The organism is Dactylosporangium salmoneum (assembly GCF_039532525.1).
In the GTDB taxonomy this organism is placed as follows: Bacteria; Actinomycetota; Actinomycetes; order Mycobacteriales; family Micromonosporaceae; genus Dactylosporangium; species Dactylosporangium salmoneum.
In genome coordinates, this window is sequence record NZ_BAAARV010000145.1 from 94294 (window position 1) to 111859 (window position 17566).

Sequence of the window (17566 nt, forward strand, 5' to 3'; positions counted from 1 at the left end):
GGCCGGAGCCGGAACGTTCACGCCGAGCGCCCGCGTTAGGTTCAGGGCATGAGCGATGTGCTGCTGACCGGCGCCACCTCGGGACTGGGCCGCTGGCTCGCACCCCGGCTCGGGCAGGCCGGCCGCACCGTCCTGCTGCACGGGCGGGACCCGGCCAAGGTCGCCCGCGGGGTGGCCGAGGTCGAGGCGGCCGGCGGCAAGGCGGAGGGGTTCGTGGCCGACCTGGCCGACCTCGACGACGTGGGGCGGCTGGCCGCCCAGGTGCGCGACCGGGAGCTGACCGCCCTGGTCAACAACGCCGGCGTGGGCTTCGGCCAGCGCGACGGCGGCCGGGAGGTCTCCGCCGACGGGTACGAGCTGCGCTGGGCCGTCAACCTGCTCGCCCCGGTCCGGCTCACGGAGGCGCTGCTGCCCACCCTGAAGGCCAACGCGCCCGCCCGGATCGTCAACGTCGGCTCGCTCGGCCAGGAGCCGATCGACTTCGACGACCTGCAGCTGCGGCGGCGCTACGACGGGGTCACCGCCTACCGCCGGGCCAAGCTCGCCCTGGCCGCGTGGACGTTCGACCTCGCCGACGAGCTCGCCGGCAGCGGGGTCACGGCCAACTGCATCCACCCGGCGACGTTCATGGACACCGAGATGGTCCGGCAGTACGGCCAGCGGCCCATGTCCACCGTCGAGGACGGCGGGGAGGCGACCCTGCGGCTCATCCTGGACGAGACGCGCACCGGGCTCTTCTTCGACGCGCGGCGCGCCGCCGAGCCCCACCCCGACGCCAGGGATCCCGCGGTGCGGGCGCGCCTGCGGGAGGTACTGCTGCTGCGGCCGTGACTCAGGGGCGCGTCGCGACCCGGCGCAGCCGCTCGACCACGCCCGGGTGGGGCCACGCGCGCAGCCGGAAGCGCTCCGGCTCGATCCCGGGCTCCGGGTCCAGGTCGACCTCGCGGGCCATGTCGTCCCAGGCCACGAAGAACGTCTCGGCGCCGGTGGACGCGAAGGCCACGAAGTCGGCCCGGGGGAGCAGCGTGTCGACCCCCTCGCCCCAGGTGGCCACCGAGAACACCGAGCCGTCGGGGCGCTGCGCGACCGTGCAGGAGCCCACGAACGCCTCGGAGCGCAGGTGCTGGGCCTGCGCCGCGTACTCCGAGGACGCCGCCAGCACCAGGGCGCGGTGCGTGATCTCGTACATCGGGTCGCCGGGCGGGGCGAGGTACGGCACCACGGCCCCGCCGTCGTCGACGGTGAACGCCATCGGCGAGATCGGCCGGGCGGCCTCCCGGTACTCGGTCTCGGCCAGCTCGAAGACCTTCCCGAGGGAGTCCGGGGAGTCCCCCGCGCTCCGCCCGACCAGCAGCACGCCGGTGGTGTCCGGCACGAACAGCAGCGGCGGCCCGCCCACCCTGGAGCGCTGGCCGGCCAGCCAGCCGTCGACGAAGAGGTGCGAGGCCCAGTACGCGTCGCCGGACTCGACCATCCGGATGAGCGTGCGCGGCCCGGGCCCGTCGCCGTCGTCGGCGGTGCGCTTGGCCAGCTCGGCCATGTTGCGCCGGGCCCGGTCGTAGACGGTGTGCTCGGTGACGCCCCACTCCTGCACCTGCCGGGGCGTGACGTACATGATCGAGGTGGGCTGGTCGACCACCACGAACTCGGCCAGGAAGGGCCAGGCGGGGCGGCGCACCGGCAGGGCCGCCTGCCGGTCCACCCCGGCGCCGAACGTGACCGTGCGCAGCAGCGGCCGCAGCAGCGGGGCGACCTCGTCCCACGCGCGCGGCGCGCCCGGGTTGAAGACCACGGCGGCGAGGAACGCGGCGATGCGCTCCCGGCGCTCGGCCCGCCCCACGCGGGCGCACTCGCGGTAGAGGTTGCCGAGGTACGCGATGCCCGGCGAGTCCGACTTGGCGTCCCGCCGCACCTCGATCGCGAACTGCTCCGGCATGTACCGCGCCTGGGCCACGCCGGCGTCGCGGATCGCGGTGAGCACGCGGCGGGCGAAGCGGTCCTGCGGGTTGCCGCGCAGCCGGTCGAGCAGTCCCATGGGGCAGCACGCTACCGGATCAACGGCCGGAGGTTTGGACGCCGCGGATGCGGCAAAGCCGAAGGTATGGCGAAGCAGACCGTGGGCGAGACGATCATCGCGCGACTGGCCGCCTGGGGCGTCGACACCGTGTTCGGCCTGCCCGGCGACGGCATCAACGGACTGATGGAGGGGCTGCGGCGCAACGCCGACCGGGTGCGTTTCGTCCTCGTGCACCACGAGGAGGCGGCCGCGTTCATGGCGGTCGCGCACGCGAAGGCCACCGGCCGCCTGGGTGTCTGCCTGGCCACCTCGGGCCCCGGCGGCATTCACCTCGCCAACGGCCTCTACGACGCCAAGCTCGACCACGCCCCGGTGCTCGCGATCACCGGCATGCAGGAGTCCGGCGTCCTCGGCACCGGGTATCAGCAGGAGGTACACCTGGACCGGCTCTTCGAGGACGTGGCCGAGTACAACGAGCCCGTCGTCAACCCGGCCCAGGTCCCGGCGCTGGTCGACATCGCGGTGCGCACGGCCCTGGCCCGCCGCGGCGTGGCCCACCTGACCGTGCCCAACGACGTGCAGGTCGCCGAGGCCGGCGACAACCCGTACGAGGAGATCGGCCCGGTCCGCGAGCCCGCCACCAAGCCGGTGTGGGTCCCCTCCCCGGTCCGCCCGGCCGACGACGACCTGCAGGCCGCCGCCGACGTGCTCAACGTGGCCGAGCGCCCCGCCATCCTGGCCGGCATCGGCGCCCGCGGGGCCGGCGCCCTGGTCGAGCTCACCGCCGACGTCCTCGGCGCGCCCGTGGTGAAGTCGCTGATGGGCAAGATGGTGGTGCCGGACGACTCGCCCTTCGCCCTCGGCGGCCTCGGCCTGCTCGGCACCGCGCCCAGCGAGGACCTCATGGACGAATGCGACGCGCTGCTCATGGTGGGCACGAACTTCCCGTACACGAAGTTCCTCCCCGAGCCCGGCCACGCCCACGTCGTGCAGATCGACGCCGAGGCGACCCGGACCGGCACGCGCATCCCGACGGACGTGCCCCTCGTCGGCGACGCCGCCGCCACCCTGGAGTCGCTGCTGCCCCGCCTGCGCCGCCGCGAGGACCGCCGCCACCTGCGGAAGTACCAGGAGAAGATGCGCGACTGGCGCGAGCGCATGGCCGCCCTGGAGAACGCCGAGCGCGCCCCGATCGCGCCGCAGTTCCTGGCCGCTCAGCTGGACCGCCTGGCCGCCCCCGACGCCATTCTGTGCTGCGACTCGGGCACCGTCGCCACCTGGGCCGCCCGCCACTGGCAGATCACCGGCCGGCGCGAGTTCTACCTCTCCGGCACCCTGGCCACCATGGCCCCCGGCCTGCCGTACGCGGTCGCGCTGCAGCACGAGTACCCCGGCCGCCAGTGCATCGCCTTCGTCGGCGACGGCGGCTTCGCCATGCTCATGGCCGAGTTCCACACCGCGGCCCGCTACGGCCTGCCGGTCAAGGTCGTCGTGAACAACAACAACGCCCTCGGCATGATCGTCTGGGAGCAGATGGTGCTGGGCTTCCCGGAGTACGGCGTCCGCTTCGGCGACCCGGCCCCGGACTACGCGTCGTGGGCCCGCGGCTGCGGCGGCTACGGCGCCAAGGTCACCGACCCCGCCGACCTGCCCGGCGCCATGCGCGAGGCCCTGTCGCACGACGGCCCGGCCCTGCTCGACGTCGCCGTCGACGCCAACGAGCCCCCCATGCCGGCCAAGGTCACCTACCAGCAGGCCGTCCGCTTCGCCGAGTCGTTCCTGCGCGGCCAGCCCCACAAGGCCGCCATCGCCACCACGATCCTCAAGGACAAGATCACCACGTTGAAGGGATGATCGCGATGCGCGCCCAGCCCCGGGGCGCCCGCGGCACCGTGGGCCACCCGTACAGCGCCCTGAACCTCCGCCTCGCCCTGGCCGTCTTCGGCCTCTTCACCTGCGCCGTGCTCGGCGCCCTGGCCCTGGCCGCCGGCCTCACCGTGCTCGCCGTCCTGCTGTTCATCCTGGCCGCCACCGCCCTGGTCGACTCGGTCGTGGTGGAGCTGCGCCGCCGGGCCCGCCGCCGCGAGGGCGGCGGGCGAGGCTCGCTCTTCGAGTAGCGGCGTCGCGCAAGGCCGGCTGAACATCGCGTGAACGCGGCCTCGCCCCCGGCGGGCGGCGGCCCGGACGCCGTTACCGTCGATCGCCGTGACCGGTTGGATTCGGCGGGTGCTCCTCGCCGTGGCGCTCGTCGGCCTGACCGCCTGCAGCCCCGGCCGGGTGTCCCCGATGCCAGCGCAGTCCCCGCCGCTCTGCCGATCCCGTCGGCCCCGGCGGTGCCGGTCGCGACGACTCGTGTCGCATCCGCGCCCCCATCCGCCACGCCGGCCCAGACCTGCCGGGCGGCCTTCGGGTGAGCCACCCGCCGAGGGCCTGCACCGGCGAGCTCGACCTGTCCAAGGTCGGCGGGGCGGTGCCGCCGGGCCCGGCGAAGCTGGCCGAGGTGCTCGTGGCCATGGCGCCGGGCGTGGCCACGCGGGTGCCCGTCACCGTGCGCTTCGACGACGGCGGCGGGCTGGCATCGGTCAAGGTGGTCATGCACCTCGACGCCGGGCCGGACGAGGCCGAGCTGACCGTCACCGGGCCGAGCACCGCGTCGGTGGCCAGGCCGGGCGTGCGGATCGTCGAGGCGCCGATGGAAGCGTACTGACGAGGAGCTACGGGGCGCGGTGGCCGCCGGTGCGGCGGACCGAGCGGTACCACAGGCGGGAGCGGGCCACGGTCATCGACACGCCGCCCGGGACGCGCAGGCCGCCCAGGCCGATGACGCCGCCGACGAGGACGATGCCGCCGAAGGACAGCAGGCCGGAGGCGGCGACCGCGTACAGCACCTCGCCGGCCGGCTCGGCGGGGCCCGGGCCGCCCGAGCCGCCGGGGTCGATGGTGGTGGTGCTGGAGCGTTCGACCATCGGTGGCGGGTCCGGTTGCCGGGCCGCCTCGGCGGCGCTCAGGGTGCCGACCACCAGCGCCGCGCCCGCGACGCACTTCCATGCCTTCGTCTTCATCGGCGGGGACGCTATGGCGTGGGAGGGTGAGGCGGCGGGCACCCACCGCGGGTGAAACCTGGCACAGTACGGGTGTGACGATCTACAAGATCCTGCTGCCGGCCGAGTGGGACGCGTTCGAGGCGGCCGGGGTGTTCGAGGGGTCGCCGCTCGATCTCGCCGACGGCTACGTCCACCTCTCCACCGCCGAGCAGGTGAGCCGCACGGCCGGGAGGTTCTTCGCCGGCGCGGGCGAGCTGGTGGTCGCGGCGGTCGACGAGGCCCCGCTCGGGGGCGCGCTCAGGTGGGAGACCAACGACCACGGGACGTTCCCGCACCTGTACGCGCCACTGCCGATGTCCGCGGTGGCGGGTGTGCGCCGGTTCGACAGCCCGGAGGCCGTCACGGCGCCGTGACGGTGCCGCTAGCGCGTCGGGCCCGCCCAGCGCGCCGAAGATGTTGCCCTGCCGCCGTTCACGGCTCGCTCCTCTCCTTCGTCGGGCGCCCCGGCCGTTCGGCGGGGACGTCGAAGAGTATTCATGGACGGCGGGCGGCGGCCGCAGGGCGTGCGCACCAGAAGCGGGTGTGGTGCTGTCACTACACCGGGATGCGCGCCCGCACGACGGTGCCCTGGCCGGCGGGGCTGTGCACCTCCAGCGAGCCGTCCAGCATCGCCACGCGGTCGGCCAGGCCCCGCAGGCCGGTGCCCAGCCCCGCGTCCGCGCCGCCGTTGCCCGCGTCGGCGATCGCGATGACCAGCACGCCGTCCTCGACGGCCAGGCTCACCTCGGCCACGTCGACGCCGGCATAGCGGGCCACGTTGGTGAGGGCCTCGCTGATGACGAAGTACGCCGCCGCCTCCACCGCCGCCGGGAAGCGCCGCTGCTGCCAGGGCGCGATCCGCAGCTCCACCGGCGCGCGGCGGCCGAGGTCGGCCAGGGCGGCGTCGAGGCCGTAGCGGGTCAGGCTGCTCGGGTGGATGCCCCGGGCCAGGTTGCGCAGCTCGATCGCGGCCTCCTCCAGCGCGGCGATCGAGTCGTCGAGGATGGCCGAGGCGCGGGCCGGCTCGTCGGGCAGGGCCGTGCGGGCGCGGGCCAGGGTCAGGCCCAGGCCGACGAGGCGCTGCTGGGCGCCGTCGTGCAGGTCGCGCTCCAGGCGCTGCCGCTCGACGGCTGCGGCCTCCATGGTGCGCCGCCGCGTCGCCCGCAGCTCCTCGGCGGCGGCGTGCTGGGCGCTGAGGTCGCGCAGGTAGCCGCTGAACACGGGCGCGCCGTCGCCGAGGACGCGGGTGATGGTGAGCTCGACCGGGAACTGCGTGCCGTCGCTGCGCATGCCGGTGGTCTCGACGCGCTGGTCGAGCACGTGGGGGCGGTGCGTGTGGAGGTACCGCTGCAGGCCCTTGCGATGCGCGTCGCGCAGCTGCGGCGGGATGATCAGCTCGGCCAGCTCGCGGCCGATCGCCTCGTCCCGCGCGTAGCCGAAGGTCCGGCAGGCCGCCGGGTTGAACTCGAGCACCATGCCGTCGGCGTCGGCGATGACCACGCAGTCCAGGGCCGAGTCCAGCACCGCGCGCAGCCGGGCCTCGCTGCGGCCCACCGCCTCGGCCGCGCGGGCCCGCTCCAGGGCGCCCCCGATGCGCCGGCCCAGGCTGCGGGCCGTGCTCAGCAGCTCGGCCGGCGGGTCGTCGAGCCGGCCGGTGAAGAACTCGACGATGCCCTCGACGGCGTCGCCGGCCGACAGCAGCGGGAAGCAGAAGGCCGCCTCCAGGCCGGCCTGCGCGGCGGCGCGGGCGCGCGGGAAGGACGCCTCGCGGCCGAACTCGCGCACCCAGGCCGGCTCGCGGCTGCGCCAGACGGCGCCGGGCAGCCCCTCGCCGCGGGACAGGGCCAGCCCGCGGGTGGCGGCCTCGAACGGGCCGCCGTCGAAGCCGGGCGCGGCCCAGGCGGCCGAGCAGCGCAGCCGGTCGTCGTCGTGGACCTGCCACAGGGCGCCGGCCTGCCAGCCGAGGGCCTGGCCGATCGCGGCCAGCGCGAGGCCGTCCGAGTGCGGGGCGGCGAGGATCTCGGCGACGGCGTGCTCCAGCCGCAGCAGGAGCGCGACGTCGACCTCAGGGCGCTGTGTCACGCGCTTCTCCCGGGTAGGTTACGGACCCATGGAGATCCGGGTCGTGGTGGCCGATGACAGTCTGCTCGTGCGGGAGGGCGTGCGGGCACTGCTCAGTGACCAGCCCGACCTGTCGGTAATCGGACTGGCCGCCGATCACGACGAGCTTTTGTCCACTGTGGAGCGGTTAGGCCCGGATGTCGTGGTCACCGACATCTGCATGCCGCCGACCAACACCGACGAGGGCGTGCGGGCGGCCCTCGCGCTGCGGGCCAGCCACCCCCGGGTCGGCGTGGTGGTGCTCAGCCAGTACGACGACCCGGCCCACTCCACCGCGCTGCTGCAGGACGGCGTGGCCGGCCGCGCGTACCTGCTCAAGGAGCGCGTCGCCCAGCCCGGCCAGCTCGCCGAGGCGGTCCGGGCGGTGGCCGGCGGCGGGTCGGTCATCGACCCGCGCATCGTCGAGTCGATGCTCACCGCACGCAGCCGCCCGGCCGGCTCGGCGCTGCGGCACCTGACCGCCCGCGAGCGCCAGGTGCTGTCCGAGATGGCCACCGGCGCGAACAACGCGACGATCGCCGACCGGCTCTTCGTGACCGTCCGCGCGGTCGAGCGGCACATCAACTCGATCTTCGCCAAGCTCGGCCTGGCCGAGGAAGGCGAGACCCACCGCCGGGTCGGGGCCGTGCTGCTGTACCTCGCCGACCGTTAGGGCCTGTTTCGTACCTGAGGCGGGGCCGCGGCGGGCCGCCTCGCTCCCACCCCAGTTACGAAACAGGCGCTGGGTCACTGGTGCCCGCACCACGGAAAATGTGGTGCGACCTGCGTGGCCGCGGGCCGCCGGGCACGGGATCGTGAACGGGTGGAAGGGCTGGGGCGGGTCGAGGAGGACGCACGGGTCCGGCTGACCGGCTTCCGGGCCGGCCGGCAGGTGGAGGTCCGGGCGACCGGCGGCGTGGTGGTCACGTGGCTGCGGGCCGCGGTCGCCGACATCCAGGCGCTGGGCGGCTCGGCCGGCGCGTTCGTGGTCGACGCGGGCGCCCCGCCGGCCGGGGTCGCCGCCCTGGCCGCGCTGCCGCCGGACCCGGCGGCCTGGCGCGACGTGCGCATCCGCGGGGGCGCCGACGGGCTGGTCGCGGTGCGCCGCTCCGGGGCGTCCGGCTACCGGCGCGACCTGGAGCTGCTGGAGCTGCTGGCCGAGGCGCTGGGTGCGGTACCGCTGCCGCCCATCGACACCGCCGTGGCCGATCCGCCCTAGACCAGCGGCTGCGCCAGCACCTGGCCCGGCCACTCGGTGCCGTCGTCGCGGGTCACCGTGAAGGCCTCGGTGGCGGTGAAGCCCTGGCGCTCGTACCACCGCACCAGCGCCCCGTCGCCGCCCGCGTAGCAGTCCACCCGCAGCAGCGGGCGGTGAGCAGCTCGCGAACCCACGTCCGGTCGGCGTCCACGGCGTCGCGCACGATCATGGCCGAACCCTAGCGACGCGGGACGAACGGCGCACCCGTGTACCGTGTGGCCATGCCAGACGCGCCGCCGGTCTTCGTCGTCATGGGAGTCGCCGGGACGGGCAAGACGACCGTGGGCGCGATGCTGGCCGGCCGGCTCGGCTGGCCCTACGCCGAGGCCGACGACTTCCACCCCGCCGCCAACGTGGACAAGATGGCCGCCGGCATCCCGCTCACCGACGCCGACCGGGTCCCCTGGCTCGCCGCGATCGGCCGCTGGATCGACGAGCGCGGCGCGGCCGGCGAGCCCGGCGTCGTGTCGTGCTCGGGCTTGCGGCGCGCGTACCGCGACCTGCTCCGCCAGGGCCGCCCGCAGGTGCGCATCGTGTTCCTCGAGGGCTCCCGCGAGCTGATCGCCCGCCGGCTCGCGGCCCGCCACGGCCACTTCATGCGCGTGGAGATGCTCGACAGCCAGTTCGCCGCCCTGGAGCCGCCGGAGCCCGGCGAAGGGGCGACCGTGGTGTCGGTCGAGCCCTCGCCCGCCGAGATCGTGGAGACGATCATCGAGGCGAACCCCGGCGTGTGACCTGCCGGCATGCCGCTGGGGGTCGGCCGTGTACGACGGGCGTAGTACATTGGGAGCATGCCCTACCGCTGGTGGCCGGCGACCCTGGCGGCACTCGTCGGCATCACGGCCGACGAGGTCCTCCAGGCGCTCGGCGCCGAGCGGCGTCGCCCGATCCCGGGCCACGCCCTCGGCATCCCGGCGCTGAGCGTATGGGCCCGCACGGCCGCTGGGCGACCACTGATCGTGATCGTCAAGCACCAGGGAGAACTCGAGTGGGGCATCATCGGCGCGAGGCACATGAGCGCCGAGGAGCTCGCCGAGTTCGAGCAGTGGGAGGGGACAGCGTCATGAGCAGCGAGCCACTGACCGAACGCCAGATGGACGAGATGGTCGCCGCGGTCGCCGCCGGCGGCTTCGTCTTCGACCGCGCCGCGCCCGCGCCCGCCCTGCCGCCGAAGCCCGACGCCGAGGTGATGGCGGTCTACTCGACCCGGCTGCCCACCTCGCTGGCCGAGCGCATCGCCGCGATCGCCAAGGCCAAGGGCGTCAAGCCGTCGGCGCTCATGCGGGAGTACATCGAGATCGGGGTCGCCGCCGAGGAGAACGACCGCCCGATCTCCCTGACCGACGCCCTGCGCGCCCTGGCCCAGCTCCGCCCCGCCGCCTGACCGGCGCCTGTCGGCCCGGAGGGTTCAGCGGTCGCCGCGGAGGCGGCCGTAGATGAGGACGTCGCGCCAGGCGCCGTCGCGGAACTCCGCGGAGCGCAGGATGCCCTCGCTCAGGAAGCCGACCTTCTCCAGGGCCTTCTGCTCGGGAATGTTCTCCGGCTGGACGCGGGCCTCGACACGCTGGGCCGGGGTGCTCGCGAAGAGGTAGTCGCACAGCAGGGTCTGCGCGCGCCAGCCCACACCCCGGCCGCGCCACTCCGGCAGCAGCACGATGCCGATGCCCCAGTACTGCGCCATGCCCGAGCCGATCGCGAACCAGTGCACGAAGCCGGCGGCGGTCTCGTCGGCCTCCACCATCAGGCGGCCGTCCTCCGCGCCGAGGTAGCCGTCGTTGGCGAAGCGCCGGGCCGGGCCGTTCGGCTCCTGGTAGCCGGTCCAGGACGCGCCGGCCAGGCCCGGCTCGGTGGCGAAGCGGCGGAACATCGCCAGGTCGCCGTCCAGCACCGGCCGCAGCCGCACCCAGGTCTTGTTCACACGGCCCCCAAGGTAGACGCAAGATCGCCCGCCATCTTCGCCCAAACCGGCGGGTGATGCCATCGGGCGTAACGCCGCAATGTGAAGAAAACTAGCGCGAGGGTTGCGACAGCGCCGGGGCGACCTCGGTGCGGATCAGCTCGAAGGAGCGGGCGCGGGCCTCGATGTCGTACACCATGCAGGTGAGCATGAACTCGTCGGCCCGGGTCGCCTCCAGCAGCTCGCCCAGCTGCTTGCGGACCGTGGCGGGGGAGCCCAGCGCCTGGCCCTCGCGCCGGGACAGGACGAACTCGCGCTCGCGGTCGCTGTACGGGTAATCCGCCGCCTGCTCCGGCGTGGCGAGGGGCTCGGGGCGCCCGGAGCGCAGGCGCAGGAACGACAGGGCGCTCGGGCCGGACAGGAACTCGGCCTCATCGTCGGTCTCGGCCACGATCGCGCTCACCGCGACCATCGCGTAGGGCTCGGCGAGCCACCGCGACGGGCGGAAGTGGGAGCGGTAGAGGGCCAGGGCCGGCAGCGTGTTCTGGGCGCTGAAGTGGTGCGCGAAGGCGAAGGGCAGGCCGAGCGCGCCGGCCAGCTGGGCGCTGAAGCCGCTGGAGCCGAGCAGCCACACGTCGGGCTTGTCGCCCTTGCCGGGGGAGGCGAGGATGCGCGCCTCTCCCTCGAAGTACGCGATCAGGTCCTGCAGTTCCTCGGGGAAGTGCTCCGCCGACAGGCCCTCCATCGTGCGGCGCAGGGCGAGGGCCGTGTACTGGTCCGTGCCGGGCGCCCGGCCGATGCCGAGGTCGATGCGGCCCGGGTGCAGCGCCTCCAGGGTGCCGAACTGCTCGGCCACGACCAGCGGGGCGTGGTTGGGCAGCATCACCCCGCCGGAGCCGACGCGGATGGTGGAGGTGGCCGCGGCCAGGTGGGCGATCAGGACGGCCGGCGACGAGCTGGCGATGGCCGGCATGTTGTGGTGCTCGGCGACCCAGAACCGGCGGTACCCGAGCGCCTCGACGCGGCGGGCCAGCTCGGTGGTGTTGCGCAGCGCCTCGCCGGGGGAGCCGTAGACCGAGACCGGGGCGACGTCGAGCACGGAAAGCGGGAGTTCACTCACGAATCATGGTCAACCGCGCCCGGGCTCGGAGTATTCCACCTAGGATCCTAGGACGTACGACGAATCGTGACCGGGCGCGCGCTGACCCGGTTGGGCGTACCCTTCTCGCGTGACAGCTGACCCCACGGTGTGGCGGGTCAAGGGCATGCCGCTGGCGCCGGCCACCGGCCACGGCCCGCTGGACGGGATGCGGCTCGCGGTCAAGGATCTCTTCGCGGTCACCGGCTTCGCGGTCGGCGGCGGCAACCCGGAGTGGCTGGCCGAGGCGCTGCCGGCGGCCGAGGACGCGCCGGCGGTGGCCCGGCTGCGGGCCGCGGGCGCGGTCGTGCAGGGCATCGCGCACACCGACGAGCTGGCCTACTCGCTCTCCGGCACCAACCTGCACTACGGGACGCCGCCCAACCCGGCCGCCCCCGGCCTGGTCACCGGCGGCTCGTCCAGCGGCCCGGCCTCGGCCGTGGCGACCGGGCACGCCGACATCGGCCTCGGCACCGACACCGGCGGCTCGATCCGGGTGCCGGCCTCCTGCTGCGGCCTGTTCGGCCTGCGCCCGACGCACGGGTCGGTGCCGGTCGAGGGCGTGCTGCCGCTGGCCCCGTCGTTCGACACCGTCGGGTGGATCACCCGCGACGCGCGGACCCTGGCCGCCGTGGGCGACGTGCTGCTGCCGCCGGGCCCGCAAGCTCCGCCGTCCCGGCTGCTCGCCATCGGCGGTACCGCGGAACAGGCCGCCGGGTTCGGCCTCCCCGTCGCCGAGGCGTCCGTGCCCACGTGGGACGACCCGGACCCGCTGCTGCTGGCGTTCCGCCAGGTGCAGGCGGCCGAGGCGTGGCGGGCACACGGCGCCTGGATCGAGGCCCACCCGCGGGCCCTGGGCGCCGACGTCGAGGGCCGGTTCCGCTTCGGCGCCAACGTGTCGCCGGCCGAGGAGGACGCCGCGCGGGCGCGGATCGCGGCCTGGCGCGACGAGCTGCTCGACCGGCTGGGCGGGGACGCCTGGCTGGTGCTGCCGGCCGGCGGCCCGGGCCATCCGCGCCAGCTGAGCCCGGCCGGGCGCGACGACTGGCGCCGGGAGACGCTGCGCTGCGCGGTGCCGGCCAGCGCGTTCGGCCTGCCGAGCGTGTCGGTGCCGACGGGCGCGGCGCCGCCGGCCGGGCTCGCGTTCGTCGCCCCGCCCGGCCACGACCGCGCCCTGCTGCGGCTGCTCGACGGACGATAGGACGGCCGCCGGGCGCGGTCCCCGTCTAGCTGGCCGGCGCGGCCGCGCGGGTCGCCGCGACCGTCACGGCGGCCTCGGCGAAGGCGCGGATCACCGGGTGGCAGCGGGTGCCGTCGCCGGCCAGCTCCGGCTGGAACAGCGTGCCGACCATGAACGGGTGGCCCTCCAGCTCCACCACCCGGACCTCGCCGTCGTCGTCGTGGCCGGTGAAGCGCAGCCCGTGGGCCTCCAGCACCGGCAGGTACGCGTGGTCGAGGCCGTAGCCGCAGTGGTAGCGCTCGAGCGAGCGCTCCACCCCGAAGATGCGCTCGGCCAGGCTGCCCCGGGCCAGGTTGACCGCGCCCTCGTGGCCGACGAGCGAGCAGGCCAGCGCCACGATGAGCGGGTCCGGCCCGGCGGGGTCGTTCTCGGCGTGGGCGGCGCCGGTCAGGCCGCACACGTCGCGGGCGAACTCGAGCAGCAGGTGCTGGAAGCCGCCGCAGGTACCGAGGAAGGCGAGCCGGTGCTCCCGGGCGGCGCGGGCCGCGGCCAGGGCGCCGGCCTCGTCGCGGTACGGCGACCCGGGCAGCAGCCACACGCCGTCGAACGCGTCCACGGACGTGGCGGACACCTCCTCGGTCGGCACCCAGTAGGCGTCCAGGCCCAGCCCGTACTGCTCGCGCAACACGTCGATGAGGCCCGGGACGCGGGTGTGCGAGCGCACGTGGGCCGAGCGGTCGCCGACGAGCGCGATCCGGGCCGTTCGGGTTGTCGTCATGCCCTCAAGGCTCCCGTGAGCTGCCCTCATCAGTCCAACGAGACTTTGCGGTACCGGCATCAGCAACACTGATGTCGTGGACCCGCACCTGTTGCGCACCTTCGCGGCCGTGGCCCGGCTCGGCTCGTTCTCCGCCGCCGCCGACGAGCTCGGCTACACCCAGTCGGCGGTCTCCCAGCAGGTCGCCGCGCTCGAGCAGGACGTCGGCGCGCCGCTGCTGCGCCGCCGCCCGGTCGCGCTCACCGACGCCGGCGCCCGGCTGCTGGAGCACACCGGGCCGATCCTGCTGCGGCTGGCCGCCGCCCGCGCGGACGTGGCCCGGCTGTCCGGCCCGCCGCCGGCCGCCGTGGTGCTCGGCGCGACGCCGCTGGCCCGCCTCGACCCGGGCCGGCTGGTCGAGGTGCAGCGGGCCATGCCGCGGGTCGCGTTCACGGTGCGGGTCGGCGGGCGGGCCGAGACCGCCACGGGCGTGGCCACCGGGCGGCTCGACCTCGGCCTGGTCGACGGGGTCACCGCGCCCTCCGACCCGCTGGCGCTGCCGGACACCGGGCAGCTGGACACGACCGCGGTGGCCGAGGGGCCGGTCGTGGTGGCCCTGCCGGCCGGCCACCCGCTCGCCGGGCGGCGCGGGGTGGCCCTGGCCGACCTCGCCGACGCGGTGTGGCTGGACGCGCCCGAGGCGGCCACGCCACCGGCCCAGCTGCGGGCCTTCGTGCGCGGGGACGGATTCCGGGGCGGGCTGGCGTATCCGGGCACCGACACCGGGGCGCTGCTCGCCCTCGTCGCGGCCGGGGCCGGGCTGGCGCTGCTGCCGGCGGCGGTGCTGACCCCGGCGGTGCGCGGGGTGCCGGTCGTGGTGCCGCGCCTCGTCCACCGCACCGAGCTCGTGCACGGCTCGCTGACCGCCCCGGCGGCCGCGCTCGCGGCCGCCCTCAGCGGCCGATCGTGACGACCCTCGCCCAGTCGGGCGGGCCCGGCGGCGGCTCCACGTCCTCGTCCCAGGACGGGGGTTCGCGGTGGAACAGGCCGATCACGGTGCGGCAGGGCGGCCGCCGCTCCGGCCACGGCGTCTGCCCGTCGGTCAGCACCACCACCACGTCCGGGCGCGGCGTGGACCGGAGCGCCCGCTGGAAGCCCTCCCGCAGGTCGGTGCCGCCCCCGCCGATCAGCTCCAGGCCCTCGCTGCGGCACAGCGGGACCACCGTCTGCGCGGCGGCGTCGCACGACACGACGCTCACCTGCTCGCGGCGCCCGCCCACGGCCCGGCTGATCGCCGCGACCTCCAGCAGGGCGCTGCCCAGCTCCGCGTCGCTCACCGAGCCCGACGTGTCGATGACCACGCACACCCGCGGCGGCCGGCGGCGCAGGCTCGGCAGCACCACGCCCGGCAGCGCCGCCGAGCGCCGGGCCGGGCGCCCGTACACGTAGTCCTCGCCCGCGCCCGGCGCCGACGCGGCGGTGCGCACCGCCGCGCCGAGCAGCTCCCGCCACGGCTGCGGCGGGTGGAACGCCTCCTCCGCCCAGCGCCGCCAGCCCTGCGGCACGTCGCCCGGGCGCCCCCGGATGCCCTCGGCCACCCGGAACCGCACCGCGTCGCGTTCCTGGTCGCTGAGGCCCCCGGCCCCTCCCGGCCCGTGCTCCCAGGTGCGGTCCAGGCCGTCGGCCCCGCTGCCGCAGTCGAGCCACATCACATCCCGGTCGTACCGCCCGAGCCCGAGCTGCCCGAGATACTCCTCCATGAGCCCGCCGGCGGGCAGGCCGAGCCGGATGGGGTGCAGGGCGCCCTCGGGGGAGGGCAGGCCCTCGCCGTACGCGTCGTCGTTGATCTCGCAGTCGGCGGCGATGTTCATCCGCAGCCGCTCGCCGGGCCCGTCGGCGCCGTGCCGGGCCGCGTACCGGTCGCTTCGTCCGTGGTGGTCGCGCAGCAGGTGGGAGACCTCGTGGACCCACACCGAGGCGAGATCCTCCAGCGGCGTCCGGGCGACGAACGCGGGCGAGACGTAGCAGCGCCAGTGCCGGTCCACGCCCATGGTCGGCACGCGCGTGGACGCGACGGGCCGGAGGGCGAAGAGGGCCGTGGCGAGGTACGGCCGGGCGCGGCTCGCCCGCAGCCGCGCCGCGAGCAGCTTCTCCATGTCCAGCTCCGGCATCGGGCCCAGCTTCGTCATCGCGTCCAGCTTCGTCACCGGGTCCAGCTTCGTCACCGGGTCCAGCTTCGTCATCGGGTCCAGCTTCGTCATCGGGTCCAGCTTCGTCATCGGGTCCCGCTTCGTCATTGGGTCCCGCTTCGTCATCGGGTCCCGCTTCGTCATCGGGTCCCGCTTCGTCATCGGGTCCCGCTTCGTCATCGGGCCCAGCTTCGTCATCGGGCCCCCGCGAGGTCGGCGCGGCGCGACAGCGCGATGGCGCCGGAGAGCCGCTCGACGGCGGGCGGCACCTCCCAGCCGTCCTCGCGCAGCGCGGCCAGGGTCGAGGCCGGGACGACGACGAGGTCCGGCGGGCCGGTCTCCGCCGCCCGGGCCAGCAGCGCCCAGGCCGCCTCCCAACGGTCCCGCAGCGGCCGGCGGCGGACCGCCTCGACGACGGCGCCGAGGACGGCCTGGCGCAGGTCGCCGCGCTCCGGCAGTACCGCCGCGGCCGGGTCCCGCAACACGTCCTCCGGGTCGGGCAGGTCCAGCCGGTCGAGGCTGGCCAGCAGCTCCAGCCCGGGACCGTCGCCGACCGTGCCGCGGACCAGCATCGACAGCACGTCCCGGGAGGTGCCGGCGGCGGTGGCGAAGGCGAGCAGCCGCAGCGTCATGTCCCAGCTGCGCGGCGACGGCCACGCCCCGCCGCGGTTGGCCTCGGCGCTGGGCATCCGGTGCACGAGGGTGGGCCGGGCCGTCAGCAGGCCGCAGACCGCCCGCCGGGCGCGCGCGACGGCGGGCCGGAGCCGTTGGGGGTCCAATGTGGGCAGTGCGGCCCGCGGCCAGACCCCGCCGAGCCCGCGCACCACCACCTCGTGGTCGTAGGTCCACTGCAGATGGACGAACCGGTTGGCCAGCGGCGCGCTCAGCTCCCAGCCGTCCGCGGCCGACGCCCGGGGGTTGGCCGCGGCGACGATGCGCACCCCGGGCGGCAGCCGCAGCGCCCCGACCCGCCGCTCCAGCACCAGCCGCAGCAGGGCAGCCTGCACGGCCGGCGGGGCGGTGGACAGCTCGTCGAGGAACAGCAGGCCCTGCCCCTGCCGGACCAGCCGGACGGCCCAGTCCGGCGGCGCCATCGGCACGCCCTGCACGGCCGGGTCGTCGCCGAGCACGGGCAGGCCGGAGAAGTCGGACGGCTCGTGCACGCTGGCGATGACGGTGGTGAGCGGAAGGTCGAGCGCCTCGGCGAGCTGGTTGAGCGCCGCCGTCTTGCCGATGCCGGGCTCGCCCCACAGCAGCACGGGCAGGTCGGCCGCGACGGCCAGGGTGAGCGCCTCGAGCTGCGCGTCGGCGCGCGGCTCGGTGGCGGTGTCGCGAAGGAGGTCGAGGAGGTCGGCGGCGGTATCGAGCGTAGGCATGCGGCATCACCTTTGGTGTGGTGTCGTGACGGAGGTGTAGTCGGTGTAGGCGCAGGGCATTGCGCGGGCGTGCGGGTGTCGTCGGAACGGTGTCGGCGCAGCGCGTCGCGCGAGTGCGTGCGGGTGTCGTCGGAACGTGTGGTGCTGGTGTCGGCGCAGCGCGTCGCGCGGGTGCGCGCGGGCGTTGTCGGAACGTGTGGTGCTGGTGTCGGCGCAGCGCGTCGCGCGGGTGCGTGCGGGTGTCGTCGGAACGTGTGGTGCTGGTGTCGGCGCAGCGCGTCGCGCGGGTGCGTGCGGGTGTCGTCGGAACGTGTGGTGCCGGTGTCAGCGCAGCGCGTCGCGCGGGTGCGCGCGGGCGTTGTCGGAACGTGTGGTGCCGGTGTCAGCGCAGCGCGTCGCGCGGGTGCGCGCGGGCGTTGTCGGAACGCGTGGTGCCGGTGTCAGCGCAGGGCGTTGCGCGGGTGGGCGCGGGCGTGGTCGCGGCGGCGCGGCTCGCCCCTCGGCGGCGCGGCGGGCGCGCGGCCGGCCAGCGCCGCGCGGAACAGGCCGTGGCTGACCCGGCGCCGCACCG

General features: G+C 75.6%; 21 protein-coding genes. 12 read left to right on the forward strand and 9 right to left on the reverse strand.

What is annotated here, in order from left to right; translation table 11 throughout:
* Nucleotides 1–48: 48 nt before the first annotated feature.
* Nucleotides 49–831 (forward strand): SDR family NAD(P)-dependent oxidoreductase, encoded by a 783-nt coding sequence (locus tag ABD352_RS56970; RefSeq protein ID WP_344621062.1) that lies wholly within the window; start codon nucleotides 49–51, stop codon nucleotides 829–831.
* A 1-nt stretch (nucleotide 832) separates the two neighbouring features.
* On the opposite strand, the gene ABD352_RS56975 is transcribed toward ABD352_RS56970, so the two are convergent.
* Entirely contained in the window at nucleotides 833–2035 is a 1203-nt protein-coding gene (locus ABD352_RS56975; RefSeq protein WP_344621063.1) for a hypothetical protein, read from the reverse strand.
* Between the two features lie 66 nt (nucleotides 2036–2101).
* Between ABD352_RS56975 and ABD352_RS56980 the strand changes: the two genes are divergently transcribed.
* From ABD352_RS56980 to ABD352_RS56990, 3 genes are all read left to right on the forward strand, one after another.
* Nucleotides 2102–3871, forward strand: a complete 1770-nt coding sequence (locus ABD352_RS56980) for a thiamine pyrophosphate-dependent enzyme (protein WP_344621064.1) — start codon at nucleotides 2102–2104, stop codon at nucleotides 3869–3871.
* The gene (locus tag ABD352_RS56985) at nucleotides 3868–4134 is read left to right on the forward strand and encodes a hypothetical protein (RefSeq protein ID WP_344621065.1); all 267 of its coding nucleotides are present in this window, start codon (nucleotides 3868–3870) and stop codon (nucleotides 4132–4134) included. The genes ABD352_RS56980 and ABD352_RS56985 overlap by 4 nt, the downstream gene beginning before the upstream one ends.
* Nucleotides 4135–4427: 293 nt before the next feature.
* Nucleotides 4428–4724: a hypothetical protein gene (locus tag ABD352_RS56990; RefSeq protein ID WP_344621066.1), complete on the forward strand. Its 297-nt coding sequence runs from the start codon at nucleotides 4428–4430 to the stop codon at nucleotides 4722–4724.
* Nucleotides 4725–4731: 7 nt separating this feature from the next.
* Here the strand turns inward: ABD352_RS56990 and ABD352_RS56995 are convergent, their stop codons facing one another.
* Complete coding sequence (locus tag ABD352_RS56995) at nucleotides 4732–5079, reverse strand: hypothetical protein (RefSeq protein WP_344621067.1); 348 nt, start codon at nucleotides 5077–5079, stop codon at nucleotides 4732–4734.
* 74 nt (nucleotides 5080–5153) lie between these two features.
* Here ABD352_RS56995 and ABD352_RS57000 point away from each other — a divergent pair, with 74 nt between their 5' ends.
* Nucleotides 5154–5474 carry a DUF952 domain-containing protein gene (locus ABD352_RS57000; protein ID WP_344621068.1) on the forward strand — a complete coding sequence of 107 codons (321 nt, stop codon included), beginning with the start codon at nucleotides 5154–5156 and terminating at the stop codon, nucleotides 5472–5474.
* A gap of 181 nt (nucleotides 5475–5655) precedes the next feature.
* Here the strand turns inward: ABD352_RS57000 and ABD352_RS57005 are convergent, their stop codons facing one another.
* Nucleotides 5656–7182, reverse strand: coding sequence for a PAS domain S-box protein (locus tag ABD352_RS57005; RefSeq protein ID WP_344621069.1), 1527 nt, complete (start codon nucleotides 7180–7182; stop codon nucleotides 5656–5658).
* Between the two features lie 28 nt (nucleotides 7183–7210).
* On the opposite strand from ABD352_RS57005, the gene ABD352_RS57010 reads away from it, so the two are divergent.
* The gene (locus tag ABD352_RS57010) at nucleotides 7211–7873 is read left to right on the forward strand and encodes a response regulator transcription factor (protein WP_344621070.1); all 663 of its coding nucleotides are present in this window, start codon (nucleotides 7211–7213) and stop codon (nucleotides 7871–7873) included.
* Nucleotides 7874–8023: 150 nt separating this feature from the next.
* On the forward strand, nucleotides 8024–8419 hold the full coding sequence (locus ABD352_RS57015; protein WP_344621071.1) for a hypothetical protein: 396 nt from the start codon (nucleotides 8024–8026) through the stop codon (nucleotides 8417–8419).
* Here ABD352_RS57015 and ABD352_RS57020 read toward each other — a convergent pair.
* Nucleotides 8416–8592: a hypothetical protein gene (locus ABD352_RS57020; protein WP_344621072.1), complete on the reverse strand. Its 177-nt coding sequence runs from the start codon at nucleotides 8590–8592 to the stop codon at nucleotides 8416–8418. The genes ABD352_RS57015 and ABD352_RS57020 overlap by 4 nt on opposite strands.
* Nucleotides 8593–8679: 87 nt before the next feature.
* Between ABD352_RS57020 and ABD352_RS57025 the strand changes: the two genes are divergently transcribed.
* The 3 genes from ABD352_RS57025 to ABD352_RS57035 are packed head-to-tail and all read left to right on the forward strand — an operon-like array spanning nucleotide 8680 to nucleotide 9842.
* A complete protein-coding gene (locus tag ABD352_RS57025; RefSeq protein ID WP_344621073.1) occupies nucleotides 8680–9192 on the forward strand; it encodes a gluconokinase in 513 nt (170 codons plus the stop codon).
* A gap of 57 nt (nucleotides 9193–9249) precedes the next feature.
* Nucleotides 9250–9525, forward strand: coding sequence for a hypothetical protein (locus ABD352_RS57030; RefSeq protein ID WP_344621074.1), 276 nt, complete (start codon nucleotides 9250–9252; stop codon nucleotides 9523–9525).
* A complete protein-coding gene (locus ABD352_RS57035) occupies nucleotides 9522–9842 on the forward strand; it encodes a hypothetical protein (protein WP_344621075.1) in 321 nt (106 codons plus the stop codon). Before ABD352_RS57030 ends, ABD352_RS57035 begins: the two co-directional genes overlap by 4 nt.
* Before the next feature lie 24 nt (nucleotides 9843–9866).
* On the opposite strand, the gene ABD352_RS57040 is transcribed toward ABD352_RS57035, so the two are convergent.
* Nucleotides 9867–10376: a GNAT family N-acetyltransferase gene (locus ABD352_RS57040; protein WP_344621076.1), complete on the reverse strand. Its 510-nt coding sequence runs from the start codon at nucleotides 10374–10376 to the stop codon at nucleotides 9867–9869.
* A 91-nt stretch (nucleotides 10377–10467) separates the two neighbouring features.
* Nucleotides 10468–11475 carry an LLM class flavin-dependent oxidoreductase gene (locus ABD352_RS57045; RefSeq protein ID WP_344621077.1) on the reverse strand — a complete coding sequence of 336 codons (1008 nt, stop codon included), beginning with the start codon at nucleotides 11473–11475 and terminating at the stop codon, nucleotides 10468–10470.
* Nucleotides 11476–11584: 109 nt separating this feature from the next.
* Here ABD352_RS57045 and ABD352_RS57050 point away from each other — a divergent pair, with 109 nt between their 5' ends.
* A complete protein-coding gene (locus tag ABD352_RS57050; protein WP_344621078.1) occupies nucleotides 11585–12694 on the forward strand; it encodes an amidase family protein in 1110 nt (369 codons plus the stop codon).
* A 25-nt stretch (nucleotides 12695–12719) separates the two neighbouring features.
* On the opposite strand, the gene ABD352_RS57055 is transcribed toward ABD352_RS57050, so the two are convergent.
* Complete coding sequence (locus ABD352_RS57055) at nucleotides 12720–13451, reverse strand: CTP synthase C-terminal region-related (seleno)protein (RefSeq protein ID WP_344621079.1); 732 nt, start codon at nucleotides 13449–13451, stop codon at nucleotides 12720–12722.
* A gap of 76 nt (nucleotides 13452–13527) precedes the next feature.
* On the opposite strand from ABD352_RS57055, the gene ABD352_RS57060 reads away from it, so the two are divergent.
* Nucleotides 13528–14400 (forward strand): LysR family transcriptional regulator, encoded by an 873-nt coding sequence (locus tag ABD352_RS57060; RefSeq protein WP_344621080.1) that lies wholly within the window; start codon nucleotides 13528–13530, stop codon nucleotides 14398–14400.
* Here ABD352_RS57060 and ABD352_RS57065 read toward each other — a convergent pair.
* Together ABD352_RS57065 and ABD352_RS57070 are read right to left on the reverse strand one after the other, a co-directional pair.
* Nucleotides 14384–15601: a vWA domain-containing protein gene (locus ABD352_RS57065; RefSeq protein WP_344621086.1), complete on the reverse strand. Its 1218-nt coding sequence runs from the start codon at nucleotides 15599–15601 to the stop codon at nucleotides 14384–14386. The genes ABD352_RS57060 and ABD352_RS57065 overlap by 17 nt on opposite strands.
* A 212-nt stretch (nucleotides 15602–15813) precedes the next feature.
* Nucleotides 15814–16995, reverse strand: coding sequence for an AAA family ATPase (locus tag ABD352_RS57070; RefSeq protein ID WP_344621081.1), 1182 nt, complete (start codon nucleotides 16993–16995; stop codon nucleotides 15814–15816).
* Nucleotides 16996–17566: the final 571 nt, after the last annotated feature.